The sequence below is a fragment of the Nocardia higoensis NBRC 100133 genome, from assembly GCF_000308595.1.
GTDB classification, from domain to species: Bacteria; Actinomycetota; Actinomycetes; order Mycobacteriales; family Mycobacteriaceae; genus Nocardia; species Nocardia higoensis.
On the sequence record NZ_BAGA01000006.1, the window covers coordinates 41,175 to 67,604 of the forward strand.

Annotated in this window: 31 protein-coding genes, 1 tRNA gene and 1 pseudogene; 18 read left to right on the top strand and 15 right to left on the bottom strand. The window is 70.0% G+C overall.

The genetic code is table 11. The annotated features are described in order from the left end of the window. Nucleotides 1-10 precede the first annotated feature (10 nt). Nucleotides 11-1,363: a serine hydrolase domain-containing protein gene (locus ON26_RS01130; protein WP_040794040.1), complete on the bottom strand. Its 1,353-nt coding sequence runs from the start codon at nt 1,361-1,363 to the stop codon at nt 11-13. Nucleotides 1,364-1,457: 94 nt separating this feature from the next. After that, nucleotides 1,458-2,732, bottom strand: coding sequence for an APC family permease (locus ON26_RS01135; protein ID WP_040794041.1), 1,275 nt, complete (start codon nt 2,730-2,732; stop codon nt 1,458-1,460). A gap of 315 nt (nt 2,733-3,047) precedes the next feature. Between ON26_RS01135 and ON26_RS01140 the strand changes: the two genes are divergently transcribed. The 9 genes and pseudogenes from ON26_RS01140 to ON26_RS01180 all read left to right on the top strand — a co-directional run bounded on the left by ON26_RS01140 (nt 3,048) and on the right by ON26_RS01180 (nt 7,714). After that, on the top strand, nt 3,048-3,479 hold the full coding sequence (locus ON26_RS01140; RefSeq protein ID WP_040794042.1) for a Fur family transcriptional regulator: 432 nt from the start codon (nt 3,048-3,050) through the stop codon (nt 3,477-3,479). 458 nt (nt 3,480-3,937) lie between these two features. After that, a pseudogene (locus ON26_RS35205) lies at nt 3,938-4,698 on the top strand (DUF6670 family protein). Between the two features lie 192 nt (nt 4,699-4,890). Then, the gene (locus ON26_RS01150; RefSeq protein ID WP_040794043.1) at nt 4,891-5,343 is read left to right on the top strand and encodes an Asp23/Gls24 family envelope stress response protein; all 453 of its coding nucleotides are present in this window, start codon (nt 4,891-4,893) and stop codon (nt 5,341-5,343) included. Between the two features lies 1 nt (nt 5,344). Next, nucleotides 5,345-5,671: an Asp23/Gls24 family envelope stress response protein gene (locus ON26_RS01155; RefSeq protein WP_051026470.1), complete on the top strand. Its 327-nt coding sequence runs from the start codon at nt 5,345-5,347 to the stop codon at nt 5,669-5,671. Continuing rightward, a complete protein-coding gene (locus tag ON26_RS01160; protein WP_040794072.1) occupies nt 5,671-5,943 on the top strand; it encodes a hypothetical protein in 273 nt (90 codons plus the stop codon). Before ON26_RS01155 ends, ON26_RS01160 begins: the two co-directional genes overlap by 1 nt. 24 nt (nt 5,944-5,967) lie before the next feature. Further along, a complete protein-coding gene (locus ON26_RS01165) occupies nt 5,968-6,147 on the top strand; it encodes a hypothetical protein (protein ID WP_040794044.1) in 180 nt (59 codons plus the stop codon). Next, nucleotides 6,140-6,574 carry an Asp23/Gls24 family envelope stress response protein gene (locus ON26_RS01170; RefSeq protein ID WP_157171740.1) on the top strand — a complete coding sequence of 145 codons (435 nt, stop codon included), beginning with the start codon at nt 6,140-6,142 and terminating at the stop codon, nt 6,572-6,574. The genes ON26_RS01165 and ON26_RS01170 overlap by 8 nt, the downstream gene beginning before the upstream one ends. After that, entirely contained in the window at nt 6,571-7,140 is a 570-nt protein-coding gene (locus ON26_RS01175; RefSeq protein ID WP_040794045.1) for a DUF6286 domain-containing protein, read from the top strand. Before ON26_RS01170 ends, ON26_RS01175 begins: the two co-directional genes overlap by 4 nt. 1 nt (nt 7,141) lies before the next feature. Further along, nucleotides 7,142-7,714, top strand: a complete 573-nt coding sequence (locus tag ON26_RS01180) for a hypothetical protein (RefSeq protein ID WP_051026475.1) — start codon at nt 7,142-7,144, stop codon at nt 7,712-7,714. Nucleotides 7,715-7,759: 45 nt separating this feature from the next. Here ON26_RS01180 and ON26_RS01185 read toward each other — a convergent pair whose 3' ends face one another. The 4 genes from ON26_RS01185 to ON26_RS01200 all read right to left on the bottom strand — a co-directional run bounded on the left by ON26_RS01185 (nt 7,760) and on the right by ON26_RS01200 (nt 10,309). Next, nucleotides 7,760-7,972: a DUF4287 domain-containing protein gene (locus ON26_RS01185; RefSeq protein ID WP_040794046.1), complete on the bottom strand. Its 213-nt coding sequence runs from the start codon at nt 7,970-7,972 to the stop codon at nt 7,760-7,762. Nucleotides 7,973-8,114: 142 nt separating this feature from the next. Beyond that, a tRNA-Pro gene (locus ON26_RS01190) sits at nt 8,115-8,188 on the bottom strand. Nucleotides 8,189-8,248: 60 nt separating this feature from the next. Further along, entirely contained in the window at nt 8,249-9,181 is a 933-nt protein-coding gene (locus ON26_RS01195) for a DUF8017 domain-containing protein (RefSeq protein ID WP_157171741.1), read from the bottom strand. A gap of 150 nt (nt 9,182-9,331) precedes the next feature. Beyond that, nucleotides 9,332-10,309: a metallophosphoesterase gene (locus ON26_RS01200; RefSeq protein ID WP_040794048.1), complete on the bottom strand. Its 978-nt coding sequence runs from the start codon at nt 10,307-10,309 to the stop codon at nt 9,332-9,334. Between the two features lie 194 nt (nt 10,310-10,503). Here ON26_RS01200 and ON26_RS01205 point away from each other — a divergent pair, with 194 nt between their 5' ends. After that, nucleotides 10,504-10,968, top strand: coding sequence for a GatB/YqeY domain-containing protein (locus tag ON26_RS01205; protein ID WP_040794049.1), 465 nt, complete (start codon nt 10,504-10,506; stop codon nt 10,966-10,968). Between the two features lie 6 nt (nt 10,969-10,974). On the opposite strand, the gene ON26_RS01210 is transcribed toward ON26_RS01205, so the two are convergent. Next, on the bottom strand, nt 10,975-13,332 hold the full coding sequence (locus tag ON26_RS01210; protein ID WP_040794050.1) for a penicillin-binding protein: 2,358 nt from the start codon (nt 13,330-13,332) through the stop codon (nt 10,975-10,977). Between the two features lie 374 nt (nt 13,333-13,706). On the opposite strand from ON26_RS01210, the gene ON26_RS01215 reads away from it, so the two are divergent. Next, complete coding sequence (locus tag ON26_RS01215; protein ID WP_011206869.1) at nt 13,707-14,030, top strand: WhiB family transcriptional regulator; 324 nt, start codon at nt 13,707-13,709, stop codon at nt 14,028-14,030. 83 nt (nt 14,031-14,113) lie between these two features. Here the strand turns inward: ON26_RS01215 and bagB are convergent, their stop codons facing one another. Both bagB and bagA read right to left on the bottom strand, forming a co-directional pair. Next, nucleotides 14,114-15,226: an ATPase BagB gene (gene bagB, locus ON26_RS01220; RefSeq protein WP_040794051.1), complete on the bottom strand. Its 1,113-nt coding sequence runs from the start codon at nt 15,224-15,226 to the stop codon at nt 14,114-14,116. Further along, complete coding sequence (gene bagA, locus ON26_RS01225; protein ID WP_040794052.1) at nt 15,223-16,260, bottom strand: ATPase BagA; 1,038 nt, start codon at nt 16,258-16,260, stop codon at nt 15,223-15,225. The genes bagB and bagA overlap by 4 nt, the downstream gene beginning before the upstream one ends. 106 nt (nt 16,261-16,366) lie before the next feature. Between bagA and sp36 the strand changes: the two genes are divergently transcribed. The 3 genes from sp36 to ON26_RS01235 all read left to right on the top strand — a co-directional run bounded on the left by sp36 (nt 16,367) and on the right by ON26_RS01235 (nt 17,933). Next, a complete protein-coding gene (gene sp36 / locus ON26_RS32830; RefSeq protein WP_085998926.1) occupies nt 16,367-16,522 on the top strand; it encodes a Sp36 family protein in 156 nt (51 codons plus the stop codon). Nucleotides 16,523-16,543: 21 nt separating this feature from the next. Then, a complete protein-coding gene (locus ON26_RS01230; RefSeq protein WP_040794053.1) occupies nt 16,544-17,017 on the top strand; it encodes a RidA family protein in 474 nt (157 codons plus the stop codon). A 124-nt stretch (nt 17,018-17,141) separates the two neighbouring features. Beyond that, nucleotides 17,142-17,933 carry an MBL fold metallo-hydrolase gene (locus ON26_RS01235; protein ID WP_040794054.1) on the top strand — a complete coding sequence of 264 codons (792 nt, stop codon included), beginning with the start codon at nt 17,142-17,144 and terminating at the stop codon, nt 17,931-17,933. A 99-nt stretch (nt 17,934-18,032) separates the two neighbouring features. Here the strand turns inward: ON26_RS01235 and ON26_RS01240 are convergent, their stop codons facing one another. Together ON26_RS01240 and ON26_RS01245 are read right to left on the bottom strand one after the other, a co-directional pair. After that, nucleotides 18,033-18,707: a Crp/Fnr family transcriptional regulator gene (locus ON26_RS01240; RefSeq protein WP_040794055.1), complete on the bottom strand. Its 675-nt coding sequence runs from the start codon at nt 18,705-18,707 to the stop codon at nt 18,033-18,035. 172 nt (nt 18,708-18,879) lie between these two features. Then, a complete protein-coding gene (locus tag ON26_RS01245) occupies nt 18,880-19,107 on the bottom strand; it encodes a hypothetical protein (protein ID WP_083883645.1) in 228 nt (75 codons plus the stop codon). Between the two features lie 279 nt (nt 19,108-19,386). On the opposite strand from ON26_RS01245, the gene nth reads away from it, so the two are divergent. From nth to ON26_RS01265, 4 genes are all read left to right on the top strand, one after another. Continuing rightward, entirely contained in the window at nt 19,387-20,067 is a 681-nt protein-coding gene (gene nth, locus ON26_RS01250; RefSeq protein ID WP_083883646.1) for an endonuclease III, read from the top strand. Continuing rightward, on the top strand, nt 20,064-20,693 hold the full coding sequence (locus ON26_RS01255; RefSeq protein WP_051026477.1) for a TlpA family protein disulfide reductase: 630 nt from the start codon (nt 20,064-20,066) through the stop codon (nt 20,691-20,693). Before nth ends, ON26_RS01255 begins: the two co-directional genes overlap by 4 nt. Nucleotides 20,694-20,878: 185 nt before the next feature. Beyond that, nucleotides 20,879-21,598 (top strand): NUDIX hydrolase, encoded by a 720-nt coding sequence (locus ON26_RS01260; RefSeq protein ID WP_040794058.1) that lies wholly within the window; start codon nt 20,879-20,881, stop codon nt 21,596-21,598. Then, the gene (locus tag ON26_RS01265) at nt 21,595-22,788 is read left to right on the top strand and encodes a MarP family serine protease (protein WP_040794059.1); all 1,194 of its coding nucleotides are present in this window, start codon (nt 21,595-21,597) and stop codon (nt 22,786-22,788) included. The genes ON26_RS01260 and ON26_RS01265 overlap by 4 nt, the downstream gene beginning before the upstream one ends. A 48-nt stretch (nt 22,789-22,836) precedes the next feature. Here ON26_RS01265 and ON26_RS01270 read toward each other — a convergent pair whose 3' ends face one another. The 4 genes from ON26_RS01270 to ON26_RS01285 form a co-directional block, all read right to left on the bottom strand. Next, nucleotides 22,837-23,787, bottom strand: a complete 951-nt coding sequence (locus ON26_RS01270) for an alpha/beta fold hydrolase (RefSeq protein WP_085998927.1) — start codon at nt 23,785-23,787, stop codon at nt 22,837-22,839. Beyond that, on the bottom strand, nt 23,784-24,290 hold the full coding sequence (locus ON26_RS01275) for a phage holin family protein (RefSeq protein WP_040794061.1): 507 nt from the start codon (nt 24,288-24,290) through the stop codon (nt 23,784-23,786). The genes ON26_RS01270 and ON26_RS01275 overlap by 4 nt, the downstream gene beginning before the upstream one ends. 33 nt (nt 24,291-24,323) lie before the next feature. Continuing rightward, on the bottom strand, nt 24,324-25,586 hold the full coding sequence (gene nhaA, locus ON26_RS01280; protein ID WP_040794062.1) for a Na+/H+ antiporter NhaA: 1,263 nt from the start codon (nt 25,584-25,586) through the stop codon (nt 24,324-24,326). A gap of 220 nt (nt 25,587-25,806) precedes the next feature. Next, on the bottom strand, nt 25,807-26,430 hold a 624-nt coding region (locus tag ON26_RS01285), incomplete at its 5' end, for an AMP-binding enzyme (protein WP_040794063.1).

Below are 26,430 nucleotides of genomic sequence, written 5' to 3' on the forward strand. Positions count from 1 at the left end.
ACCGGACGGGTCAGCGGATTCCGGGAGTGCGGGGATCGGTGCCCAGGCAGGTCAGCAGGAAACAGCCGGGCGGCGCGTCGGCGAACGGCGCGGCCAGCTGATAGTCGAGGCAGGAGAACACGGTGCAGTTCTCGTAGGCGGCGGGCCCGAAGCCGAAGACCGAGGTCAGCAGGTCGGTGTCGAGGTAGCGGGCCGGGTTCGTGTTCAGCGGCGGCTCCACATAGGGGGCGGGTTCGCCGAGCGGGCGGTCGGGCATCGCGGCGGCCAGCCTGCGGAAGAACTCGTGCGGCAGTTCGCGGAAGTTCTGCAGCACCCCCTGCGGGCCCTGACTGCTCACATTGCCGAACACGCCCGTCCACACCACCACCAGATCCAGGCTCGGCACGATGAACACGTTCTGCATCCCGAGCCCCGACATCGCGTAGGTGTCGGGCGGCATGAACTCCGGAATGTCGGTGCAGCCGCTGCCCCGCCAGAACAGGTAGCCGTAGCAACTGTTGGCGGGGGAGGGGGCACGGGCCTCGCGCAGATACCCGGCCGAGACGATCTGCCGGTCACCCCACCGGCCGTCGTTCGCGACGAGCAGGCCGAGTTTCGCGAAATCGTCCGGCGGGATCATCAGGTGCGCGTACCCGTAGGTATTACCCGAACGGTCCCGCGCCCAGTAATAGTCGCTGCGCTGAATTCCCAGCGGGCCGAACAATTCCCGCTGCGCGAACTGCTGCAGCGGTTCACCCACCGCCAGTTCGACGACATAGGCGAGCAGATCCACATTGCGCTGGCTGTAGCTGAACACCGTGCCCGGCTCGCTCACCAGCGGCACGCCCAGCGCCTGCACCGCGCTGTTCGGGTCGATCGGGATGGCGCCGGTGATCCCCTCGGTGAGCACGGCGGCCTTCATTCCGGAGGTCTCGGTGAGCAGGTTGTGCACGGTGATGGCGCGATGTTCGGCGTCACCGAGCCCGGCCGGCAGATATCGATCGATGGGAGCGTGCAATTCGAGCACGCCGCGATCGATCGCCATCCCCGCGAGCAGCGAGACCACGCTCTTGGTGGAACTCCACACATTCCACGGGACGCGTCCGGTCTCCGCGTTGTCCGGTCCCTCACCGACCAGGCAGTTGTTCCGGAAGATCTGCACATTGAACCGATTTCGCCCGGCCGCGAAACGCAGTGCCGCGTCGAGCGCGTCGGCGTCGAACCCCGCGGACTCCGGAGTCGCGCGCTGCGGCGTCCGGCCGGAATCGACCGTGCATGCCGCGCGCGGCTGCGCCTGCGCCACACCGGAAATCGCTCCGGAGGCCACCGCCGTCCCCGCGACCACAGCCATCGTCGCCACTGCGGCCAGGAATCCGCGCACCATAGGTCGGGAGGTTACCGGTAAGTACGCCCGGTCGCCGCCGTCTCGGGGTGAACCGTCGACTTCACGACGAGCCCGTATCCGTTCGCCCGGGTTTCTACACGCCATGTGCCTGATCCGAATGCCGTCCGCCGGTCGCGCGCAACGCGTACCAGCCCGCACCTACCGCCAGTACCGCCGCTCCGGTCAGCACCGAGGGCAGCGGCAGGGCCGACGCCACCACGGCGCATCCGCCCGCCCCGACCACCGGAATCCACCGGGCGGGCCGTCCTTCCTCGGCTCCCAGGGTGCCGGCCGAGACATTCGCGACCAGGTAATAGATCAGCACGGTGAACGAGGAGAACCCGATCGCCGCTCGCAGGTCGAACAACAGCACCGCCCCCGCGACCACCGCGCCCACCACCAGCTCCGCCCGATGCGGTACCCCGAAGCGCGGATGCACCGCCGACAGCGCCGCGGGCAGATACGCGTCCCGTGCCATCGCCAGCGTCGTGCGCGAGACGCCGAGCAGAAGGGCCAGCAGTGAACCGCCCGCGGCCAGCACGGCCCCTGCCCGCACCAGCGGCGCAAGCCCCGGCGCCCCCGCCGCGGTCACGACCTGCGCCAGCGGATCGGCGGACCCGGCCAGCCCGGCCGAACCCAGCGTCAGCAGCGCCGCCACCGCAACCAGCAGATAGACCCCCAGCGCGATGGCGAGGGCGATCAGCACGGCGCGGGGGATGGTCCGTTCGGGCGCGCGGACCTCCTCGCCGAGCGTGGCGATCCTGGCGTATCCGGCGAACGCGAAGAACAACAGCCCGGCGGCCTCGAGCACGCCGCCCGGCCCGATCCGCTCCGTCACTCCGGCCGCGCTCGTATGCCCTCCGGCGAGCCCGGTCACCACGACGACGGTGAGCACGCTCAGCGTCGCACCCACCAGAATCCGCGTGGCCAGTGCCGACTTGTGCACCCCGGTGTAGTTCAGCGCGGTGATCGCCACGACCGAGGCCACCGCCACCGCCCGCGCGTATTCGGGCCAGGCGTAGTGCCCGACCGTCAGCGCCATCGCCGCGCAGGAGGCGGTCTTGCCGACGACGAACCCCCACCCGGCCAGATATCCCCAGAACGGTCCGAGCCGCTCCCGCCCGTACACATAGGCCCCGCCGGAAACCGGATAGCGAGCGGCCAGCCGGGCGGTGGAGGTGGCGTTGCAATAGGCCAGCAGCGCGGCCACCGCGAGGGCGAGCAACAGCCACGGCCCCGCCGCACCCGCCGCCGGTGCGAGCGCGGCGAAGATGCCCGCGCCGAGCATGGAGCCCAGTCCGATGGTCACCGAATCGGCGAGGCCGAGTCTGCGGTGCAGGGCATCGCCCCTGCCGGACGCCGAAGTCATAGGTGCATCCTGGCCCCCGACGGCAACCTGTTCGTGCCGAACAGGCGAACAACAGGCGCCGCGGACAGCGAAACGCCGCCAGTTCCGGGGGGTGGACCTGGCGGCGCTTCGGTGTCGACGCCCCACAAGCGCCTCTCGGCGAGTGGTCGCACGCAGCGACAGAAGGGTTGAGGCCCGGGGCTGTCCGGACGCCGACAGCTGCTACAACCGGCCACCTCGCACGGGCATTCCGGCCGCAGGTCGTGGCCTATCTCACCCCGCGATGTGCGCCACCTTTACTTGATCGATTCCAATTGAATGCCCAAATATGGAGGAATGCACACCGACACCGTCGACCCCCGCGAGTGGCTGCGCGCCGCCGGCCTGCGCGTGACCGCTCCGCGTATCGCGGTGCTCGAGGCCGTCGTCGCCCGCCCGCATGCCGATGCCGACACCATCGCCGCCGACGTGCGCGCGGCCATCGGCTCGGTCTCCACCCAGGGCATCTACGACGTCCTGCACGCCTGTGTCGGCGCCGGACTGCTGCGCCGCATCGAGCCCGCGGGTTCGCCCGCGCTGTTCGAGGCCCGCATCGGCGACAACCATCACCACCTCGTCTGCCGCCGCTGCAGCGCGGTCGCGGACGTGGATTGCGCGATCGGCCCGGCCCCCTGCCTGGACCCCTCGGAGACACACGGCTACGCCGTCGACGAAGCCGAAGTCGTGTTCTGGGGACTGTGTCCGCAGTGCCGAGCCGTAGTGAACTGACGATCTTCCCGTCCGGCCGACCAAGGGGCCGCCGGACCCAACGGGCGAGTGCGCATCACGCACTCGCCCGTTTTTCTTGCTAGAGCAGGCCCCACCAATACAGGAGACAGGCCGCCAGCCAGACCACCAAGGTTTGCATCGTCACTCCCATCGTCATCGCGCATCTCAATCATCGTCCGCGTTGCCACCACTTGTTAGCAGAACGGTGGCCGCCGACCCATTCGGCCGTACAAGGTCTTCTTAAGAGCCTGTCAAGAAGCAGGCCGCATTGTCATACCCAACACCGGGCCACCCGGAACCGGTGCCGAGGTCACAAAGACCTCCACAGACCACCACCGCGGTGGGAACCCCAGGCGCGACCTGTCTTTTCGAGGGGTGGCAGGTCGTTGCCTCGGCGGTGCAACCGGCCGGGTCGGTCCACGAGGGGTGACCGACCCGGCCGGTCCATTTCACCGGCGATGGCGCTTCCCGGAGCTCGCGGCGGCGTGCCGCTGCCGACGGTAACCACGCTGCCGCACCGAACCCACCGACCCCGGGCGGGCCGGTTCACGAGGGGTGACCGGCCCGCCCGCGAGGTGAGCGAAGAGCCCCCGGCCGGCGTCGGCGATACTCCGGCCGGGGCCCGATGTGCTTGCGGAACCGCCCGCCGAGCATGCCCCGTCTACAAACACCTGGGCCTGCTCTCCCGCTACGAAGGCCACATCACCCTCGCCGGCGAGCGCCAGGACGTCGAAGGCCTGTGCTCCTTCGAATACGGCGCCTGCCCCAGCGCCCACCTGCTGCGCGATGCCCCGCTGCCCGCCACCCTCGAGGCGCCCCTCGACCACTTCGTCACCACATCGTCAACCTCGACGACGCGAATCAGGTCCTGCTGAGCAGGTATTCGATCGGCGGCCGCCCTCTGATGACCTTCGCCCTGCATCGCGGCCTCGACAGCTACACCACCGCTTACCACGACACCACCTTCGAAGTCGTCGAGTACGCCGACGAGCCGACGCCCATCGCCGCGGGCCCCGCGATGCGCCTGCCCCGCCGCACCCGGTTCACCGTCCGTGACCGGGGCCGGGTCTGGCTCGTCGTCGAGGCCGACATGGACAGCCCGTTCACCTACGGCCTGGGCAGCGGCTTCGTCAGCGGCTTCGGCTACAGCGGCGAATGGCGGGGCGCCGCCCTCACCGGTCGCGGATACGTCGAATACATCGACCGCCGCAACGGCTGACCGGCAGCAGACCCGCCCGCGAGCAGCTCCCTCGCCGACGGACCTCGGAAGATAACCGTCACCGGAGGGATTATTCGGCGAATTTTTGGCAATCACAGAGGTGCTGCATGTCGCCGAGACGGGTGTTCGCACGACCTGCGGTCCTTGAGCGGAATCCGTGCACCAACCGAACACGAGGAAATGAGGGACGCGATGACGAGCACGCAGCCGACCAAGTCCACGGGCGCCGGGGGCGAGGAGACGTCGCTCCTGGTGAGTTCGCAGGGCACGACGACCGTCGCCGACACGGTCGTATCCAAGATCGCCGGTATCGCGACGCGCGAGGTCAGTGGCGTGCACGCCCTCGGCGGCGGGGCGCAGCGCATGGTCGGCGCGTTGCGCGAGCGCATTCCCGGCGCGAGCGTCAATCAGTCGCAGGGCGTCTCGGTGGAGGTCGGCGAGAAGCAGACCGCGATCGACATCGATATCGTCGCCGACTACGGCGTGTCCATCACCGATCTGGCGACGGGTATCCGGCGCAACGTGATCGCGGCCATCGAGCGGATGACCGGCCTCGAGGTCACGGAGGTCAACATCACCGTGCACGACGTGTACCTGCCGCAGCCCGAGGACGAGTCCAAGGTAGTCCCGCCGCGGGTGCAGTGACATGCCCGCCGCTGCGGAGCCGGCGGCCGGCCGGGACGACGCGGGCGGGCGCGCGGATCGCATCGCCGCGGCGGTGACGGCTGTCCCCGGCGTCGCCGGTCTGCACCCGGGCATGTTCGGTGAGGCCGCCACGTACCTGCCCGGCCGTCGCGTCGCCGGGATCCGCGTCGGGGAGCGCGGCGTCGACATCCATGTGAGCGTGCGATTCGGGGTCCCGATCGCGCAGGTGGCGGAGCGGATACGGGCCGCTGTCGCCGCGATCGACGCAGGCCCGGTCAGCATCATGGTCGAAGACGTGTTGCCCGCGGGCGCCGACGGCGGTGCGTGATGCCGCAGTGGGAGCGCTACGCCGGTCGCACCTCCGCCCGCAGAGCGGCGGCCCGGCAGTTGCACCCGGACCGTGGTGGCGATCCGGCCGAGTTCGTCGCCGCCCTCGCCTCGATCGACCGGGCGTTTCCCGGTGAGTCGCCTGCGCGCGCCGCGACGGTGGTCACGGTGCGCCACACCACGGCAGGCACCTGGAAAGTGCGGATGCGCCGGGTCCGCGACAGGGCGCGGCGCACCCCGCGTGTGTGTAGACGGCGGTACGTCACGCTCTGACCCGCCCGGACTACGGAGGTAGCAATGACAACATCGTCTCTCGGCCTGATCGCGGGTCTGCTCCTCGGCGTCGCCGCTGCCGCCGGTGGCTTCGGGGGATTCCTGATCGCCCTGCTGCTCGGCGCCGTCGGCTACGTGATCGGTGGACAGCGCGACGGTGAGATCGACCTGGCGGCCGCGTTCCGGGGTCGCGGCCGTGACTAGTCCCGCCCCCGGTCTCCGCACCGACGTGCGCGGGGAAGGCGACAGCGGCGAGTCATCGTCGAGGCCGGTCGGCGAGGACGACACCGCGAGTCACCGCGGGACCCTGGATATCCGGAGCCGGGCGGTCAAGCGGATCGCCGAGCACGCGGCACTGGAGACGCCGGGCGTCCTGGCACACGCGGGCGGTCTCGACCGGATCACCGGCCGTGACTTCCCGAGATCGCGGGCGGTGACCTCGGCCGATCGGGTCCGGGTGTGGCTGGAGATCGCTGTCGCCTGGCCGTCTCCGCTGGCCGAGCTGGCCCGCCAGGTGCAGCGCAATGTCGCGGTCGCGCTCGGTGATTACGCCGGACTCCGGGTCGACGGCGTCGAGGTCGTCGTCGCGCACGTGCTCGTCGCCGATACGCCGACAAGGAGCATCGAATGACCGTTCCCGCCTCGGACACCGAAACCGCCCGGGTCGCGCGTCCCGGCCCCCGTCCGCTCGCCGCTCCCGCCGTCGGTTATGCGGGAGCGCTGCTGGCGCTCGCGCTGCTGGGGATCGCCGTCGTCGCGCTGCGCGATGCCGCGGTCTCGGCGGGCTGGCTGAACGGGACACGCTGGGTGGATTCCGCGATCGAGTGGCTCGACGGCCTGTCCTTCGCCGGCTGGATGGTCCCGGTGGGTGTCGTCGCCGTCGTGGCCGGAGCGTGGTTGCTGCTGCTGGCCGCGTTGCCCCGGCGACAGAAGGCCGTGCAGGCCGACGCCCGCTCGTCGGTGTGGATCGAGTACAACGATCTCGCCCGGGCGGCCGCTCGCCTCGCGGTGCGGGTGCCCGGCGTGCTCTCCGCCAGGGCGACGGCGAGCAGACGCCGGATCACGGTGATAGCCGGGGTGACCGCCGACAGCGGATCCACGGCCGAGACCATCGACGACGCGGTGCGCAGCGGGCTGTCCGGAATCCTCGCGGAGGTACCCGCGGTACGGACACGAACACGGGCGGGAGGGCAGTGAGATGACTCGGCTGGCCGGCGCGATCGACCGCCTGATCGCCGCACTCGTCGGCGTGGTTCTGCTCGCCCTCGGCGCGGCGCTGTTGCTGTGGAACACCGCTGTCGGGGACAGCTTTCCCGACACGGTGACAGCGCCCGGCCTGGTGACCGCCACCACCACCGGTTGGTGGCCGTGGGCCCTGGCCGGCACAGGCCTGCTGTGCGCGCTCGTCGCCATCCGATGGCTGTTCAGCCACACGCCCGCCGCCGCTGCCGGAACCCTGCGCCTCGGCGATACCGACGGATTGGGCGGCATCGCCATAGATCTCGGCCCGGTGGCCGATGCCGTCGCCGCCCACCTCGCCGCCCGGCCGGAGGTCTTCTCGGCGAAAGGCAAGGCCGTGGTCGAGCGCGGCGTGCGAACCATCGAGCTGACCGTCACCGCTGTGTCCATCGACGACATGGAACCGCTCGTGGGAGTCGCCGACGACACCAGCGCCGAACTGGCCGGCAGCCTCGGCGACCCGTCGGTCGCCGTCCGCACCGTGCTCGGCCTCTCCAGCAAGCGAGGCAGCTCGGCCCGGCACGTGGAATGAATCGCTGAGGCGCGCCGACCTCGATCGGCCGAGCCGATCTCGGTATCAGGCCGCGGATCGCTCGGCGAGGGTGTGGGCGACGAGGGCGTTGGCATGCCCGTGGCCCAAGCCGTGTTCGGACTTCAGCCAGTGCACGAGTTCCATGTGCTTGGTCAGCGGCGAGGCCTGGATGAGGGCCTTCCACTCGGTGATCGGGCGACCGTACTTCTTCTCGATGGAGGGGAAGTAGGAGGCCGGGCCTTTGGCGGTCGTGGTCATGGCGTCGTCCTGTCCGTTCTGTGTTCTCGGGCTTCGCAGGTAGGACGGCGCGGGGGTCGCGAACTCATCGCCTGGGGGAACAAAACAGAGGCCCCGACCGGGCAAGCCGGTCAGGGCCTCTATCGTGTCTCAACCACACGAGTCGGGGTGACAGGATTTGAACCTGCGACCTCTTCGTCCCGAACGAAGCGCGCTACCAAGCTGCGCCACACCCCGTGGAGTGAACCTGAAGTAGCTTACAACAGGGCGGGCTCAGTCGATAAATCGGCTGGTCAATCAGGGTTTGTAGGGGCGGATGCTGGCGAAGACGCGGCGGGCGGTCGCCGGGTCGACGGCTTTGGGGACGCCGGTGTCGGCGGCGATGACCATGACGAGGCTGCCGGTGTCGGCGCTCGTGGCGAAGGTGTAGACGGAGAATTCGGGGGCGCAGCCGGGGGCGGGGGCGTCGATGCGGCCGCGGGCTTCGACGAAGGTGCCGTGCAGGGCGCCGTCGAGGGAGCTGAGCGGCTCGGTGGCGGTGGGGGCGGCCTCGATGGCATAGGCGATGCGGGCGGTTCGGGTGGCGGTGTCCAGGGCCGCCGCGGTGGAGTCGGTCTCGGGGGAGCCGGTCAGGAAGGAGACGGTACGGGTGGAGCCGGGGCAGTAGTCCTTGCCCTCGGAGGCGTAGCCCTTGCCGCCGATGGTGTTGGGGGAGAATCCGAAGCCGCCGGAATAGCCGGGGGAGGCGATGGTCCAGTCGGCGGGGACGTCATAGGCCGCGTCGCTGTCGGGGGCCACGACGGCGCGGTAGCCGGGGACGACGGCGGGGGCGGAGATGACCGGCTCCGCCGGCTCCTCGGCCCGGGAGTGGGCGGACTGGGTGAGGGCGCTCACCATGCCGGGGGTGTCGTCGGCCGCGGAGTCCGAACCGTTGGCCGAGATGGCGACGGCGGCTCCGGCGACGAGGGCAACGGCCGCCGCGCCCGCGCCGAGCCGGCGGTAGCCGCCGGAGTCGGGTTTGTAGAGGGCGCGGGCGGCTTCCATGTGGTCGAAGCCGGGCGTGGTGGTGAAAGGGGTTGCGGCGTAATCCGGTTGGTACGGAGCCGGTTGCGGCGCCGACGATGCGGCAGGCGAATCGAAGCTCGGATTCGCCTGTGGCGGTATGCGATCGCCGTGGATACCCGGCGGTGTCCGGTACGTGTGCGAGTCCCGAGTGAATCCAGTGCTCATCGTCGTCCCCTCCTACGACCGACGTTCGTTCCCGGCACGCGACCCTACCGACGAGTCGGCTCGATGCCTACTCGCCACCCCGGTCGAGCGGCCCGCGTGCTCGGGAAAGGCGCGTGAAATCGCCTTCGGCGGCGCCCCTTTCGCGCTTGTTCAGCCTGCTACCGACTGCGAGGAGGCCCGGCCCTCGCTGGTCTCGGTGATCGGGCGCTTCGGCGGCGCGGCGACCAGCGTGAGCAGGGTCGCCTCGGGCCGGCAGCAGAACCGGTACGGGGCCCAGGGCGAGGTGCCGATGCCCGCGGAGACGTGCAGCTGAGTGTGCGCACCCCAGCGGGAGGGGCCCTTGACCCGCGACCTGTCGATGCCGCAGTTGGTGACCAGCGCGCCGTAGCCGGGCAGCACCAGCTGGCCGCCGTGGGTGTGACCGGCCAGCACGAGGTCGTAGCCGTCCTCGGCGAAGCGGTCGAGCACGCGCGGCTCGGGGGAGTGGGTCAGGCCGATGCTGAGGTCGGCCAGCGGGTTGGGGGTGCCCGCGATGGTCTCGTAGCGGTCGCGGCGCAGGTGCGGATCGTCCACACCCGCGGTGGCGATGCGGATGCCCGCCACCTCCAGGTCGCGGCGCACGTGGGTCAGGTCCATCCACCCGCGCTCGTTGAACGCGGCGCGCAGATCCTTCCACGGCAGCGGGGCGCCGTAGACCCGACGGTGATCGGTCTTGAAGTACTTCAGCGGGTTCTTCGGCACCGGCGCGAAGTAGTCGTTGCTGCCGAAGACGAAAAGGCCGGGGCGGGAGAGCAATCCACCGAGGGACTGCACGACCGCGGGCACCGCCTTCTGGTGCGAGAGATTGTCGCCGGTGTTGACGACCAGATCGGGCTCGAGCCGATCCAGCTCGCGCAGCCACTGCTGCTTGAGCTTCTGACCGGGCATCATGTGCAGATCGCTGATGTGCAGGACCCGCAAGCTCGACGATCCGGGCGGCAGGACCGGCATGGTCGCCTCACGCAGGACGAACGCGTTGCGTTCTATCAGTGAGGCGTAGCCGATTCCGGCCACCGCGGCCCCGGTTGCTCCCAACGCGGTACGGCGGACCAACGCGGTTCGGCGGACAGAGGTCGAGATGACGGGCATTTGCCCAGCATAGGTGAGCACGAAGAAGATCGCTGAGTGTGTTTACGCACACGCTCGGCGAAATCGGGCATGACCGGGTGGTAACGCCGCCCGCGCGCGACCTCGGCCGCGCGCGAACCCCCAGGCAGGCCGAGGCGGCGGCACGGACGAAAACCGTAAGGGCGCGCGGCGGGTGAGCGACTACCGTGAGCCCCATGTCGGAACTCAAACAGCGTCTGCGCGCGGACATGACCGCGTCGATGAAAGCCAAGGACACCCTCCGCCTCGCGACCCTGCGCATGCTGCTGGCCGCGATCCAGAACGCCGAGGTCGCCGGGACCGAGGCGCGTGAGCTCTCCGACGCCGAAGTCGTCGCCGTCCTGCAGAAGGAGGCGAAGAAGCGACACGAGTCGGCCGAGGTCTACACCCAGGCCGGACGCGGCGAGCTGGCGGCCAACGAGCACGCCGAGGCGCACATCATCGACGAGTACCTGCCCACCCAGCTGACCGAAGCCGAGGTGGCCGATCTCGCCGACACCGCCATCGCCCAGGTCGCCGAGGAACTCGGGGAGCGGCCCGGCATGCGGCAGATGGGTCAGGTCATGAAGATCGCCACCGCGCTGGCCGAGGGCAAGGCCGACGGCTCGCGGATCTCCGCGGCCGTCAAAGCCCGCCTCTGACCATCCCTACCTGGGCCACCACGGGGGCAGCGGGAAGTTCGGCAGCGCCGGCGGCGGAGCGGGAGCTGCCGGCGTCGGCGCGCTGGGCGTCGGCACCTGGCGCTGGGTTCCGTCGCTGATGTAGATCGTGACGACGGACCCGGGGATCGCCGATCCGTTGGGAGCCATGCTGGTCACGCTGCCCTTCGGGGGCGGGCCCGCACCGTCCACGGCCGAGACCTGGAAGCCCGCCGAGGTGAGCGCGCGGGTCGCGTCGGCCTGCGACATGCCCACCACATCGGGGACCTGGGCGTTGTTCGCGCCGCGCACGTATTTGTCGTCCAGCGGCGGCAGCACCGGCGGCGGGAACTCGCCCGCGACGGCCTTCATCGCCGTGAACCAGGTGCGGGCGGGCTCGTTGCCGCCGAAGAGGTTGCCGTCACCGCAGTTGCGCAGCGGGAACGAGCAGATCTCGCCGGGCGTCGGGCTGTCGCCGTAGACGTAGGTGGCGGCGGCCAGCGAATTGGTGAAGCCGAGGAACGCCGAGGAGCGGTGGCTCTCGGTGGTGCCGGTCTTGCCCGCGACCGGCAGGTTCCAGCCCGCCGCCTGGGCCGCGCCGGCCGCGGTGCCCGAGGTGTCGTCCTTGCTCATCGCGTTGGCCAGGGTGTTGGCCAAGCCGGGCTCGACGACCTGTTCGCAGGCCTGCTCGGTGAGCGGGACCGGCTTGCCGTAGCGGTCGATGACCTCGTCGATCGGCGAGGGCGGGCACCAGCGGCCACCCGAGGCCAGCGTCGCGGCGACGTTGGACAGTTCGAGCGGGTTGATCGCGACCGGGCCGAGCGTGAACGAGCCGAGGTTCTGGTTCTTGACCATCTCGGCGACGCTCTGGTTGCCGAAGCCCGAGGTGGCGGGCTTGATGAACGAGCGCATGCCGAGCCGGATCGCCATGTCGACGGTCGGCGTGACGCCGACGTCCTGGATCAGCTTGACGAACGCGGTGTTCGGCGAGGTCGCCAGCGCCTCGGTCACCGACATCGGCGATTTGTAGGCGCCCGCGTTCTCGACGCAGTAGGTGGCGGGCGGGCAGCCGCGGGCGCCACCGTTGCCCATCCCCCTGGCCTCGTAGCGGCCCGGCACGTCGAGCTGGGAGTTGATGCCCATGCCCTTCTCCATCGCGGCCGCCGTCGTGAAGATCTTGAAGACCGAGCCCGCGCCGTCGCCGACCATGGAGAACGGCTGCGGCTGCACGGTCTCGTGGGCGTCCTGATCCAAGCCGTAGGTGCGGCTGCTCGCCATCGCCAGCACGCCGTGCGAATCCTGGCCGGGCGCGACCACCGACATCACCTCGGCGACATTCGGCAGATCGGGCTTGGCGTGATCGGTGATCGCGCGCTTGACCGCGTCCTGCACCTTCGGGTCGAGGGTGGTCCGGATGAGGTAGCCGCCCTTGTCGATCTGCTCGCGGCCGATGCCCGCGTCGGCCAGGTACTGCAGCGCGTAGTCGCAGAAGAAACCGCGGTCGTTGGCCGCGATGCAGCCGCGCGGCAGGCCCTTGGGCTCCGGCAGCACGCCCAGCGGCTCGGACATGGCGGCGCGGAACTCCTCGGCGCGGGCCGGGATGTTCTGCACCATCGTCTGCAGCACGGTGTTGCGGCGCTCCAGCACGCCCGCCTCGTTGGTGTACGGGTTGAGCTTGGAGCTGGACTGCACCATGCCGGCGAGCATCGCCGACTGCGCGACGTTCAGCTGGGCGGCGTCCACACCGAAGTAGGTCTGCGCGGCGTCCTGGATGCCGTAGGAGGAGTTGCCGAACGGGACCAGGTTCAGATACCTGGTCAGGATCTCGTCCTTGGTCAGTTCCTTGTCCAGGGTGAGCGCCATGCGGATCTCGCGGATCTTGCGCGCGGGGGTGGTCTCGATCGCGGCACGGCGCTCGGCGTCGGTCTTGGCGACCACGAGCAGCTGGAAGTTCTTCACGTACTGCTGATCGAGGGTCGAGGCGCCCTGCTGGACCTCACCGCTGCTGGTGTTGGTCAGGAAGGCGCGCACGGTGCCCTGCCAGTCGACACCGTCGTGGTCGGCGAAGCGCCTGTCCTCGATCGAGATGATCGCCAGCTTCATGTCGTTGGAGATCCGCTCGCTGGGCACCTCGAAGCGCCGCTGCTCGTAGAGCCAGGCGATCGGGTTGCCCTCCTTGTCGACCATCGTCGAGACCGCGGGGACGGTGCCCTCGACGAGCTCGGCGGAAACGTTGTCCACCGCGTCGGCGGCGCGGTTGGAGACGAATCCGAAACCACCGGCGAGAGGAAACAACAGTCCCGCCACTAGCACGGCGGCCAGCACGCAGCTTCCGGCGAGCTTGGCGAGCGTTTGTGTGATCGGCACGTTCGACACGGTGCCAAGACTACGGGGTGCTGCCGACGGGCTTGCGGGTGTGCTTGCAGCCCTTGGGCGTAATCGAACGGAATACGGCGAGTCTGCGTGTTCCCCTGGCGTGTCCGGCGTGTCCTCTCGGCGTGTCGAATCCATCAACCGACCGACCGGTCCGATCTGAGTGAATGCATGGACGGGCGTACCAAAAGATCACGCAACGGTCTTGCGCTCGACCCATACCTTTACCTAGATTGAGACCCAGTGTGATGGAGCTAACACTCAAAGTGGAATGTGGTTCAGTCCGCAGCAAGGGACGGGTAGCTGCGACTGGCACGCGATTCTGGAGCGCCGGCAACCGGTGTTCGGACTGCAAAGGGGCACACCAAATGCATATGACAACCCCCATCGCTCGATTGGACGTGGAGCAGGCCGAAGCACGAATCGCCTGGGTTTCCCAGGCCCGATGCAAGGAAGTCGATCCCGACCAGTTGTTCGTCCGAGGCGCGGCGCAGCGCAAGGCGGCCACCATCTGCAGGCACTGCCCGGTGCTCATGCAGTGCGGAGCCGACGCTCTCGACAATCGAGTGGAATTCGGTGTGTGGGGCGGCATGACCGAACGGCAGCGGCGCGCACTGCTCAAGCAGCATCCGGAGGTCACCTCCTGGGCCGACTTCTTCCAGGCCCAGCGCCAGCATCAGGTGGCCATGTGAGCCGTCGACGCTAGATTCACACAACGACCTCGAGCCCGCGAGCGATCGCGGGCTCGACGTCGTCCGGGGGCGTGAGCCCCCGGCTACACGGTCGCGGACGCGCCGGTGAGCTGATCGGCGACCGCGCGCAGGGCGGCGAGGTCGGCCACCTCGAACGGCAGCGCCGTGACCGCCGCGATCTTCACCCGCGGATGCGCGCCGGTGAACCGCACCAGCAGATGCCGCTCCCGCTTGGCCATGGCGACCCGGTCGGCGTGCACGCGCAGGACCGCCGTGGTCAGCGGATCCTCCTCGGCCAGGCGGTCGGCCGCGGTGAGCGCGTGATCGCCGGGCAGCGTGCTCAGCACCGGATGCGTCCGGTTGAGCACCAGACCGGCCAGCGGCATGCGCTCGGTGGAGAGCCGGTCGACGAAGAACGAGGCCTCGCGCAGCGCGTCCGGCTCGGGCGCGGCCACCACCAGGAAGTGCGTGCCCGGGGTGGAGAGCATGGCGTAGGTGCGATTCGCGCGCTCCTGGAACCCGCCGAACATCGACTCCAGCGACTGCAGGAAAGTCGATGCGTCCTTGAGCAGCTGCCCGCCCACGATCGTCGACACGCCGCGCATCGCCAGGCTCATCGCACCGGTCACGAACCGGCCGACCCCGCGGCCAGGCGCCATGATGAGCCGGATCATCTTGCCGTTCAGGAAGGTTCCCAGCCGCTTGGGCGCGTCGAGGAAGTCCAGCGCGTTGCGCGAGGGCGGGGTGTCCACGACGATCAGGTCCCATTCGCGACGGGACGCGAGCTGCCCCAGCTTCTCCATCGCCATGTACTCCTGCGTCCCGCCGAAGGACGAGGCCACCGTCTGGTAGATCGGGTTGGCGAAGATCTGCTCGGCCTTCTCCGGGCTGGTGTGCTCGAGCACCATGTCGTCGAAGGTGCGGCGCATGTTCAGCATCATCGCGTACAGCTCGCCCTTGGCCTCCGGCCCGAGCTTCACCCGTTGCGGGGCGTTGTCCAGATCGGCCACGCCCAGCGACTGGGCCAGCCTGCGCGCCGGATCGATGGTCAGCACGACCACCTTGCGACCCGCTTCGGCGGCGTGCAGCGCGATGGCCGCGGCGGTGGTGGTCTTGCCGACGCCACCGGACCCGCAGCAGACGATGACGCGGGCGGTGGGATCGGCGATGATCCCGGAGATGTCGAGGGTGTTCATCGCACTCCCTGCGCGCTCAGGTGCTCGGCCAGCTCGTAGAGAGCGCCCAGGTCGATGCCGTCGGTGAGGGCGGGCAGGTGCATTTGCGTGACACCGAGCTCGTTCAGTTCGGCCGCGCTGGCGTCCTGGGCCTGCAGCCGCGCCGCGTGCTCGACGGTCTCGGTGATCAAGCCGTCGAAATCGTCGTCGGAGAGGGTGATGCCCGCGCGGTCGAGCCCGGCGCGGATCGCGTCGCGGTCCAGCTCGCCCCTGGCGGCCCGGTCGCGGACCTCGACGGGCAGATGCCCCTCGCTGGCGCGATTGACGATGACCGCGCCGATGCGCAGATCGTTGGCGGTGAGTTCGGCGATCGCGTCGGCGGTCTCCTGTACCGGCAGCGCCTCGAGCAGAGTGACCAGGTGGATCATCGTCTGATCGGAATGCAGAAGTTGCGACACGCCCTCGGACTGGGCGGCGATCGGCCCGCCCCTGGCGATCTCGGCCATCGCCTTGGTGACGTCGAGGAAGCTGTTGATCCGGCCGGTCGGCGGGGCGTCGACCACGATCTCGTCGTAGGCGGGCCTGCCCGCTTTGTCCACGCGGACCGCGCACTCCTTGATCTTGCCGGTGAGGATCACATCACGCAGGCCGGGCGCGATGGTGGTGACGAACTCGATGGCGCCCATCCGGCGCATCGCCCGGCCCGCGAAGCCGAGGTTGTAGAACATGTCGAGGTATTCGAGGAAGGCGTGCTCGATGTCGAGCGCGAGGGCCACCACCTCGCCGCCACCGTCGGCTGTGGCGATCTTGGTCTCGGTCGGCGGCAGCGGCGGCAGGTCGAACAGCTGGGCGATGGACTGCCTGCTCTCCACCTCGACGAGCAACACCCGGCGTCCACCGGCGGCCAGCGCGAGCGCCAGCGCTGCGGCGACCGTGGACTTGCCGGTTCCGCCCTTGCCGGAGACGTAGTGCAGGCGGGCCTGTTCGGCCCGCTTCGGCCAGCCCTTGTCCGGCTTCGGCTCGGCCGAAACGGGATCAGCAGTTGGTACTCCCACGCTCGCGAGCCTATAACTCGCGGGAAGCGTGTGGCGTGAGGACGGCTGTGGCGGCGCGGAATCGCCCGGCCCCCGGGGTCGTGCCGGAGGTCAATACACTCGGCCCATGACGACATGGGAATACGCCACCGTGCCCTTGCTGACGCACGCCACCAAGCAGATCCTCGACCAGTGGGGAGCCGACGGGTGGGAGCTGGTGACGGTGCTGCCCGGCCCGACCGGTGAGCAGCACGTCGCGTACCTGAAGCGCCCGAAGGCCTAGGCGGAAGGGGAGGTGACGGCGATGGCGGAATCGGCGACCAGCTGGCAGGAGAACCTGGATCGGCTCGGCGTGCGGCTGCCCGCGGTGGCGGCGCCGGTCGCGGCCTACATTCCGGCGGTGCGGACCGGCTCGCTGGTCTACACCTCGGGTCAGTTGCCGTTCGTGGACGGCGAGTTGTCCGCGATCGGCAAGGTAGGCGCCGAGGTCTCCACCGAGACCGCGCAAGAGGCGGCCCGGCTGTGCGCGCTGAACGCGCTGGCCGCGGTGCACGATCTGATCTCGCTGGACGAGGTCGTGCGGATCGTGAAGGTGGTCGGCTTCGTGGCGTCCGCGCCCGGTTACACCGACCAGCCGATCGTGATCAACGGCGCCTCCGAGCTGCTCGGCGAGGTGTTCGGCGAGGCGGGCGTGCATGCCCGTTCCGCGGTGGGCGTGGCCGAGCTGCCGAAGAACGCCCCGGTCGAGGTGGAGCTGATCGTGGAGGTCCGCGGCTGAGCCGATCGTGTGATCGGTCAGCCGTGTGATCGCTGGTGGCGGGGCGCGATCGGAGCCCCGCCACGCGGACGGATCCCGGGCTAGCGTGGATCTCGGCCTACGGATGGGAACAGAGGTGAGAGCGATGACGGCGACGCATCCCGCGTACGGACAGGTGCGCCAGGTGACGCCGTCGGCAGCGGTGCTGCTGGCGGACAACCCGGGACAGATGACCTTGGACGGGACGAACACCTGGCTGCTGCGCGCGCCGGGCGCGTCGGAGTACGTGGTGGTCGATCCGGGGCCGAAGGACAAGCAGCACAGCGAGGCGATCGCCGCGGCCACCGACGGCAAGATCGCGCTGACGCTGATCACCCACCACCATCACGACCACACCGGCGGCATCGATCGGTTGGTCGAGCTGACCGGCACCCCGGTGGCCGCCGCGCATTCCGGATACCTGAACGACTGGGAGGCCCCGCTGGCCGACGGCGCGGTGCTGGAGGCGGCGGGCCTGAGCATCCGCGCGCTGGCAACCCCCGGGCACACCTCGGATTCGATGAGTTTCGTGCTCGACGACGCGGTGCTGACCGGCGACACCATCCTGGGCGCGGGCACCACGGTGCTGGAATCGCGGTCCGGCGCGCTGGCCGATTACCTCGGCTCGCTGGACCGGCTGCTCGAGGCCGGGGCGGGTCGGGCGCTGCTGCCCGCACACGGCACCGACCACGCCGATCTCGAGCCGATCGCGCGCTACTACGTGAAGCATCGGCACGAACGGCTCGACCAGGTGCGCGCGGCCCTGCGTGAGCTCGGTGCGGACGCGGGCGCGATGTCGGTGGTCCGCAAGGTGTACGCCGATGTGGACAAGCGGCTGTGGCCCGCGGCGCGCAGTTCGGTGCAGGCGCAGCTGGACTTCCTGCGCTCACACGGTTAGCCGGTCGCCCGGCGCGGATACGCGAAAGCCCGGCCGGACCCGTGCTGTGACGGGGCCGGCCGGGCTTTGACGTCTGTCCGGCCGAGAATCCTGCCCGGGTCAGCGGGCGCGGCGGGCGAGGCGCTCGGAGTCGGAGATGAGCACGCTCTTGCCCTCGAGGCGCAGCCAGCCGCGGTGCGCGAAGTCGGCCAGCGCCTTGTTCACGGTCTCGCGGGAGGCGCCGACGAGCTGGGCGATCTCCTCCTGGGTCAGGTCGTGGGTGACCCGAAGGGCGCCCGCTTCCTGGGTGCCGAAGCGCTGCGCGAGCTGCAGCAGCGCCTTGGCCACGCGGCCGGGCACGTCGGTGAAGATCAGGTCCGCGAGGTTGTTGTTGGTGCGCCGCAGACGGCGGGCGAGCACCCGTAGCAACTGCTCGGCGATCTCGGGGCGCTGATCGATCCAGGCCTTGAGCGCGTCGCGGTCCATGGTGACGGCGCGGACCTCGGTGACCGTGGTCGCGGTGGAGGTACGCGGGCCCGGGTCGAAGATCGACAGCTCGCCGAACATGTCCGACGGGCCCATGATGGTGAGCAGGTTCTCCCGGCCGTCCGGGGAACGACGGCCGATCTTCACCTTGCCCGCGGTGATGATGTACAACCGGTCGCCGGGTTCACCTTCGTTGAAGATGACGTGACCGCGCGGAAAGTCCACGGGCTGCAGTTGTTTGGCGAGTGCCGCCACCGCGGTGGGCTCTACGCCTTGGAAGATGCCTGCTCTGGCGAGGGCCTCGTCCACGAATGTGCTCCTTTGGGAAATGGCTCTAGTCCTGGACCGAAGCGAATCGGCCGAAAGCGCAGTCTACGCGGCCGTGCGCCGAGGTAGTGACAGACACCACGTTACAAGTGCGTTCCGTGGAACGGGCGGGCCGGGCCGAAAACGGGCGCTCCTCGGCTCGCGGGAGGCGGCCTCAGCTGGCGCGTGCGACGTCGAGGTCGCCGCGCGCGGATCCGCGCTTGCGCATCTTGGCCACGGCGGCGGGCACACCGAGCTCGGTGAGTTCGTCGACCTCGGCGTTGCTTGCCTTGTCCAGGTACTGCTGCACCTCCGGGTCCGGTTCGAGAAGTTTGCGGAGCCGATTCTCGAGCCGCTCCATACCGAGGGCGAAGATCATCAACGCCATCGGGAAGAGCACCACAGCGAGTCCTTGCATAGCGTGGAGTAAACACGGTGAAGGTCTCGGATGGAACACGTGGGCTGATCGGAAGGGATCTGTGTCACCCCGATTCCGTATGGTGAACCCGTGCGTGTCTCCCCGTCGTCCACCGTCGCCAATGCCTCCCCGGCCGCCGGTTCGCCGGGCGCCACGCCCTCGGCCGGGGAAACCGGATCGTCGGCTCCCGCGGCGCCGCGCAAGCGCGGATCCCGCTCGCGACAAGGGGAAACGCGGCTGGGGCTGGTGCGCCGGGCGCGCCGGATGAATCGTGTTCTGGCCGAAGCTTTCCCGGACGCGCACTGCGAACTCGACTTCACCACACCGCTCGAATTGGCGGTCGCGACAATCCTTTCCGCGCAATGCACCGACGAGCGCGTGAATCTGACCACACCCGCCTTGTTCGCCCGGTATCGCAGCGCTCGTGACTACGCCGAGGCGAACCGAGCCGAACTCGAGGAATTCATCCGGCCGACCGGTTTCTTCCGGAACAAGACCAGCTCGCTGATAGGGCTGGGGCAGGCATTGACAGAGGAATTCGATGGTGAAGTGCCTCACACCCTCGAAGAATTGGTGAAATTGCCCGGAATCGGGCGAAAAACCGCCAATGTGATCCTCGGTAACGCCTTCGGGGTGCCCGGGATCACCGTCGACACCCATTTCGGCCGATTGGTGCGTCGCTGGGGGTGGACGACCGAAGAGGATCCGGTCAAGGTCGAGCACATCGTCGGCGAACTCGTCGAGCGCAAGGAATGGACCATGCTCTCGCACCGGGTGATCTTCCACGGCCGCCGCGTGTGCCACTCCCGCAAGCCCGCGTGCGGTGCCTGCGTGCTGGCCGCCGACTGCCCGTCCTTCGGGCTCGGCCCGACCGATCCGGAAGCGGCCGCCGCCCTGGTCAAGGGACCGGAGCGGGAGCACCTGCTGCGAATGGCGGGACTGTGAGCCGGTGGCCGGTGGCCGCGCGGCTGGGGCTGGCGGCGCTCATCACGGTCGTCGCGTTGGCCGTCGCGTTGTGGCCCCGCGACAGCGAGCCGGACCGATCCCAGCGGGCTGTGCCATCCGGCGACTCCGTCTCCGCTCAGCTCCGCGACGAGGCAGGGCTGGCGCCGTGCCCGCGGCCCGCGCCCGGCGGCGTCGGCGGGGGCCCGCTGGCCGGCCTGACGCTGGGCTGTCTCGCCGACGGCGATCCCGTCGACCTGGCCGCCGCACTGTCCGGCAAACCCGCGCTGCTCAACCTCTGGGCCTACTGGTGCGGGCCGTGCGCGCAGGAGCTGCCGCATCTGCAGGCCTTCGCCGACCGGGCGGGCGCGGCGATCACCGTGCTCACCGTGCACAGCGACCCCGAGGAGGCGAAGGCGTTGTCCCGCCTCGCCGGACTGGACGTGCACCTGCCCGGCGTGCTGGACTCCGACGCCCGGGTACGCACCGCGGTCGGCGCGCCCGCGGTGCTGCCGATATCGGTGTTGCTGCGCGCCGACGGCTCGGTCGCCGAGGTGGTGGTGCGTACATTCACCGGCGTGGAAGACATCGCGAACACCGTGGAACGGGCCCTCGGGGTGCGGATGTGAGCGCGATATCGGCGGCTTCGTGAGAAAGTCGAGCAACGGAGAAGACTTCGGTAGGGCATCTCGCAGCATCTGTTGCGGGCGGACAGATGGTTTGTGGAGGTGGTGGTGCGCACGTTCAGCGGGGCCGGTGATCCGGTGACCAGACACTTGCGCGTGAGTTGCTCCGCTGTGACGGGAGCGGCCGCATGACCATCGAACTCCCCGCGGACACCCCGACCTGGCTGCGGCGCGTCACCGAGCCCGCCTCGATGGAGCGGGGTAGCACCTCCGCCAAGTCCCGCATGCTGCGCCGGGCCATGACGCTGACCTCACCCCCGCGCGAGGCCGCCGTGCTCGTGCTCTTCGACGGCTCGGCCGAACCCGATCCGAACGCGCCGGGCGGTCTGCCCGCCGACGCGCACATCCTGCTCACCCAGCGCGCCGCCACCATGCGCCAGCATCGCGGGCAGGTGGCCTTTCCCGGCGGCGCCACCGACCCCGAGGACGCGGGTCCGGTCCACACCGCGTTGCGCGAGGCGACCGAGGAGACCGGCCTCGATCCCACCGGCGTGCAACCGCTGGCCCTGCTGCCGAAACTGTTCGTGCCGCCGTCTCGCTTCGACGTGACCCCGGTGGTGGCGTATTGGCGTGAGCCGAGCGAGGTGGGCGTGGTCGACCCCGGCGAGACCGAACGGGTGGTGCGCGTGCCGATGGCCGAACTGCTCGATCCGGCCAATCGCTTCCAGGTCCGCAGCCCGCTCGGGTACTCGAGTCCGGCCTTCCAGGTCGACGGGATGCTCGTCTGGGGGCTGACCGGCGGAATCCTGGCCGGGCTGATCACCGGCGCGGGCTGGGAGCTCGAGTGGGACACCGCCGATGTGCGCGACCTGCAGGCGTCGCTGGCCGCGGTGGGCATGACCTTATGACTTCCTCGATCTGGCTCGATGTCGTCGTGCTCGTCCTGGCGCTGGCCGCCGCGACCTCCGGGTGGCGGCAGGGCGCGGTCGCTTCGGCGCTGGCCTTCCTCGGCGTGGTGCTCGGCGCGGTCGCGGGCATCCTGATCGCCCCGCACATCCTCGTGCACGTCGACGAGGGCCGCACCCGGGTGCTGACCGGCGTGCTGCTGATCGTGGTGCTGGTGATCGTCGGTGAAGTGGCGGGCATGGTGCTCGGCCGCGCGGCCCGCAGCGGCATGCGCCATCCGTTCACCCGCAGCGTGGACAGCGTGGTCGGCGCGGCGCTGCAGGCAGTCGCCGTGCTGGTCACCGCCTGGCTGCTGGCGCTGCCGCTGGCCACCTCTTCACAGCCGGCGATCGCCACGGCCATCAACGGGTCGCGGGTGCTCGCCGATGTCAACGACGTGGCGCCGAACTGGTTGCGCAAGGTGCCCAACGAGTTCTCCCGGCTGCTCAACACCTCCGGGCTGCCGGATGTGATCGGCCCGTTCGGCCGCGCCCCGATCACGGCGGTCGAACCGCCCGATCCGAGCGTGCTGGCCAGCCCGGTCGCGGCCTCGCTGCAGCAGAGTGTGCTGCGCATCCGCGGTGTCGCGCCCAGCTGCCAGCGCGCGCTGGAGGGCTCGGGATTCGTGATCGCGCCGGAGCGGGTGATGACCAACGCGCACGTGGTGGCCGGAACGACCAGTGTCACCGTCGACACCGCGCGCGGACCGCTGGACGCCGAGGTGGTGCTGTTCGACCCGTCCAAGGACGTCGCCGTGCTGGCGGTGCGCGGCCTCACCTCGCCGGTCATCGCCCAGGCGCCGCAGGATGCGAAGACCGGCGACAGCGCGATCGTGCTCGGCTATCCGGGCGGCGGGCCCTATACGGCCAGCGCCGCGCGCATCCGGGAGACGCTCGACCTGACCGGTCCGACGATCTACCGCAACGGGACCGTGGAACGCGAGGTGTACACGGTGCGCGGCCTGGTGCGGGCGGGCAACTCCGGTGGTCCGCTGGTGGACACCGCGGGGCAGGTGCTCGGCGTGGTGTTCGGCGCGGCCGTCACCGACGACGACACCGGATACGTGCTGACGCTGGACGAGGTACGCGCCGAGCTCGAGGCGGCGTCGGGCGTGTCGGACGAGGTCGACACCGGAGCCTGCGTCCTGAGCTGAGTCGCGCACCCGGAGGCGGCCGCGTGGGTCGCTTCCGAGTGCGGGCCGTCAGGCCAGGAACTTGGCCAGTTCGGCGGTCACCACGTCCGGGTTCTCCTGGTGGGCGTAGTGCCCCGCGTCGGGCACTGTGACCAGCCGCCTGCGCGGAGCCCACCGGCGCGCCCGATGGAAGGTGGCGCGCAGCAGATACTCGTCGTGCTCGCCGCGCAGCGACAGCACCGGCACGTCGATCGGCACCCGCATGGTCGCCATGAACCGGCGGCCGTCCGGACGCCACTGGCTACGGAAGGCCCACCGCTGGTACTCCAGCGCGCAGTGCGCGGCGCCCGGAATCCGGATCGCCGAACGCATCCGCTCGGCGGTCTCGGCGTAGTCCTCGGTCGCGGCCCAGTGCGGCCCGGACCGCTGTCGCAGTATCCGTTCCACTTCGGCGCCGTCGGCGGTGGTGAGCCGGTGTTCGGGATAGCGCGGCGGCTGGCAGCGCAGGAAGGCGGGCAGCCAGGCCCGGCGCTGGCGGCGATCCCGCAGCACCGCGCTCTTGAGCCCGGCCGGATGCGGGGAGGCGACCACCGCGATGGCACGCACCAGCCGGGGATGCAGCACGGCCGTCGCCCAGCACACCAGACCGCCCTCGGCATGGCCGACCAGCACCGCGTCGGTGTGCCCGAGCGCGCGGATCAGGCCGGCGACATCACCGGCCAGCGTCCAGCCGTCGTAGCCTCGTGGCGGTTTGTCCGTGTCGCCGTAGCCACGCAGATCCACCGCGACGGCACGGTAGCCGAGATCGGCCAGTGCGGTGAGCTGATGCCGCCAGGACCACCAGAAGTCGGCGAAGCCGTGCAGCAACAGCACCAGCGGCGCTTCCGGGGAGGTGGCCGCGAATCCCGGCGCCCCTTCGACGATGTGGAAGCGGATGCCGTTGGCGTGCACGTCCCGGTGCGTCCACGGGCCGTCGTAGCGGACCGTGGACGGATCGGGCGGGTTCGCGGACACGCTCAGTTCGTACGCTGCGTCAGCGCGACGTGCTCACCGTGCGCCTGCTGGCCGAAGCCGGAGGGCAGCACGGTGCGCGCCTGCTTGAGCGAATCGATCGTCTTCTCCGGCGCGCGCAGCTTCTTCACCCGACGCCAGCCGAGGAAGGCCAGCAGCACGGTGCCCAGGACCATCAGCGCGAACACGATCAAGAACGCCGCCCAGCGGGCCAGCCACACATCGAGCAGCTCGGCGAGGAAGAAGAAGAAGAAAAACGAGCTGAACAGCAGCACCGTGAGCGCGAGCAGGAAGAAGACGCTGCCCTGCAGGCCCTTCTTGATCTCGCCGGTGACCTCGGCCTTGGCGAGTTCGACTTCGGCGCGAACCAGCGTCGACATCTGCTCGGTGGCGTCGCGGACCAGGGTGCCGATGCTCGCGGAACCGGGCGGATTGGCATCCGTCAACGGAATCGAGCTCACTGTGCTCCCGCCGCGCGCGTCGTTCCCGTTACCGCCCTGGGTGAAACTCACTTGGTCGACCCTTCTCCCTGTCCCGGCACATTGCTATCGGAGGCTACCGCCTCGCGGCGGATCGCCGTTGTCGCACTCGTCCGGCCGCGGCTCCCGCGTGTCCGGTCCGGCGCGGTGGACACGCCCACGCCGCAACAGTAGCGCCGACCCGAGCAGCGCTGCCGTCAAGGAGGCGATCAGGATTGCGGCCTTGGCCAATTCGAGCGAGGCGCCGCCGTCGTCGAGTCCGCCCAAAGCGAGCTCGGCGACCAGCAGGCTGACGGTGAACCCGATCCCGGCGAGCACCGAGAGCGCGAACATATCCCGGTAGCGCACTCCGGCGGGCCGCCTGGCCAGCCCGAATCGGATTGCCGCCCAGCTGAATCCGAACACGCCGAGCATCTTGCCCAGCAGCAGCCCGACGAGGATCGCCAGCGCCAGGCGTTCGGTGACCAGATCTCCGAAGACTCCCGCGTTCAGCGGGACACCGGCGGCGAACAGCGCGAACAGCGGCACGCACAGCCCCGCCGACACCGGCTGGAGCAGATGCTCGAGCCGGGTCGCGGGCGCCTGGTCTTCACCGGGATCGGCGCCCACCCTGGTCAGCAGGCCCAGCGCCACACCGGCCAGGGTGGGGTGCACGCCCGCCTCGTGCAGGGCGTACCAGGTCGTCAGCGCCAGCGGCACATACACCAGGGGCGTGCGGATCCGCCGCTGCTGTGCCAGCCACCAGCCCGCCAGGCACGCGGCCGCGGCGAGCATCCAGGCCAGGGATATGCCGACGGTGAAGAGCACCGCGATCAGGATGATGGCGAGCAGATCGTCCACCACTGCCAGTCCGAGCAGGAAAACCCTGGCTCCGGCCGGAATCCGGGAACCCGTCAGGGCGAGCACGGCGAGGGCGAAGGCGATGTCGGTGGCGACCGGGATGGCCCAGCCCTTGTCCATTCCCGGTACACCGTGGCCGATCGCCAGCGCGATGAGCGCGGGAGTCACGACGCCGCCGAATGCCGCGATGATCGGCAAGGCGGCCCGTTTGCGGTCGGCCAGCTCACCCACCACGAGTTCGCGTTTGAGTTCCAGCCCGACGACGAAGAAGAAGATGGCGAGCAGGCCGTCCTGCACCCACTCGGCCAGGGTGAGCTCGAGATGCAGCGCGTGGATCGCGACGACCGTCTCGGTCATCCGCGCATAGCCCTCGGACCAAGGCGAGTTCACCCAGGCCAGCGCGATCGCCGCGGCGGCGAGCAGGATTGCGCCGCCGACCGTTTCGGTGCGCAGATAGCGGGCCAGCTCCGAGCGCATACTGGTGATCACGGGAACCTCTCGGTCGGCACGACTGGGGCGCGACCGCGGGACGCCTCTCCATTCGGCTCCCGCGACCGCACGCCGACCAGACTTCCCGGCACACCTGCGGCGATTCTATCGAGGACGGCCGGCGGCGAATTCGCCGCCGGCCGTCCTCAGGTCCTGCTCCGACCCGGTTACCGGACTCGGATCCGGTCGGGTGACGGGCCGGATCGTTCCGCTGCGCCGGTCAGGAGTTGCCCGCGCGGATCTGCTCGAAGACCGTGGGGTCGACCAGCGTGCTGGTATCGCCCAGGGGCCGCCCCTCGGCGACGTCGCGCAGCAGGCGGCGCATGATCTTGCCGCTGCGGGTCTTCGGCAACTCGGAGACGATGAAGATGTCCCGCGGCTTGGCGATCGGCGAGATCTCCTTGGACACGGTGTTCTTCAGTTCCGCGATGAGCGTGTCGTGGTCGGTGCTGTTGTTGCCGGTTCGCAGGATGGTGAACGCGACGATGCCCTGACCGGTGGTGGCGTCGGTCGCGCCGACGACCGCGGCCTCGGCCACGGCCGGGTGGGAGACCAGCGCGGATTCGACTTCGGCGGTGGAGATGCGGTGGCCGGAGATGTTCATGACGTCGTCGACGCGGCCGAGGACCCAGAGGGCGTTGTCGGTGTCGATGCGGGCGCCGTCGCCGGCGAAGTACCAGCCTTGGGTGCGGTAGCGGTCCCAGTAGGTTTCGCGGTAGCGGTCCATGTCGCCCCAGATGCCGCGCAGCATCGATGGCCAGGGCTGGTCGAGGACGAGGTAGCCGTGGGCGTCGGTGGCGTCGGGGGTCAGGGGGTTGGCGTCTTCGTCGACGACCTTGGCGCT

Excerpts from the sequence above, each read along its gene's own strand:
- bagB (WP_040794051.1), bottom strand. The coding sequence starts at position 15,226 with ATGAACACCCTCGACATCTCCGGGATCATCGCCGATCCCACCGCCCGC.
- ON26_RS01235 (WP_040794054.1), top strand. The coding sequence starts at position 17,142 with ATGACGGCGACGCATCCCGCGTACGGACAGGTGCGCCAGGTGACGCCG.
- ON26_RS01205 (WP_040794049.1), top strand. The coding sequence starts at position 10,504 with ATGTCGGAACTCAAACAGCGTCTGCGCGCGGACATGACCGCGTCGATG.
- ON26_RS01130 (WP_040794040.1), bottom strand. The coding sequence starts at position 1,363 with ATGGTGCGCGGATTCCTGGCCGCAGTGGCGACGATGGCTGTGGTCGCG.
- nth (WP_083883646.1), top strand. The coding sequence starts at position 19,387 with ATGAATCGTGTTCTGGCCGAAGCTTTCCCGGACGCGCACTGCGAACTC.
- ON26_RS01165 (WP_040794044.1), top strand. The coding sequence starts at position 5,968 with ATGACAACATCGTCTCTCGGCCTGATCGCGGGTCTGCTCCTCGGCGTC.
- ON26_RS01175 (WP_040794045.1), top strand. The coding sequence starts at position 6,571 with ATGACCGTTCCCGCCTCGGACACCGAAACCGCCCGGGTCGCGCGTCCC.
- ON26_RS01195 (WP_157171741.1), bottom strand. The coding sequence starts at position 9,181 with ATGAGCACTGGATTCACTCGGGACTCGCACACGTACCGGACACCGCCG.
- ON26_RS01180 (WP_051026475.1), top strand. The coding sequence starts at position 7,142 with ATGACTCGGCTGGCCGGCGCGATCGACCGCCTGATCGCCGCACTCGTC.
- ON26_RS01230 (WP_040794053.1), top strand. The coding sequence starts at position 16,544 with ATGGCGGAATCGGCGACCAGCTGGCAGGAGAACCTGGATCGGCTCGGC.
- ON26_RS01265 (WP_040794059.1), top strand. The coding sequence starts at position 21,595 with ATGACTTCCTCGATCTGGCTCGATGTCGTCGTGCTCGTCCTGGCGCTG.
- sp36 (WP_085998926.1), top strand. The coding sequence starts at position 16,367 with ATGACGACATGGGAATACGCCACCGTGCCCTTGCTGACGCACGCCACC.
- ON26_RS01185 (WP_040794046.1), bottom strand. The coding sequence starts at position 7,972 with ATGACCACGACCGCCAAAGGCCCGGCCTCCTACTTCCCCTCCATCGAG.
- ON26_RS01155 (WP_051026470.1), top strand. The coding sequence starts at position 5,345 with ATGCCCGCCGCTGCGGAGCCGGCGGCCGGCCGGGACGACGCGGGCGGG.
- ON26_RS01200 (WP_040794048.1), bottom strand. The coding sequence starts at position 10,309 with ATGCCCGTCATCTCGACCTCTGTCCGCCGAACCGCGTTGGTCCGCCGT.
- ON26_RS01260 (WP_040794058.1), top strand. The coding sequence starts at position 20,879 with ATGACCATCGAACTCCCCGCGGACACCCCGACCTGGCTGCGGCGCGTC.
- ON26_RS01160 (WP_040794072.1), top strand. The coding sequence starts at position 5,671 with ATGCCGCAGTGGGAGCGCTACGCCGGTCGCACCTCCGCCCGCAGAGCG.
- ON26_RS01135 (WP_040794041.1), bottom strand. The coding sequence starts at position 2,732 with ATGACTTCGGCGTCCGGCAGGGGCGATGCCCTGCACCGCAGACTCGGC.
- ON26_RS01150 (WP_040794043.1), top strand. The coding sequence starts at position 4,891 with ATGACGAGCACGCAGCCGACCAAGTCCACGGGCGCCGGGGGCGAGGAG.
- ON26_RS01140 (WP_040794042.1), top strand. The coding sequence starts at position 3,048 with ATGCACACCGACACCGTCGACCCCCGCGAGTGGCTGCGCGCCGCCGGC.
- ON26_RS01215 (WP_011206869.1), top strand. The coding sequence starts at position 13,707 with ATGCATATGACAACCCCCATCGCTCGATTGGACGTGGAGCAGGCCGAA.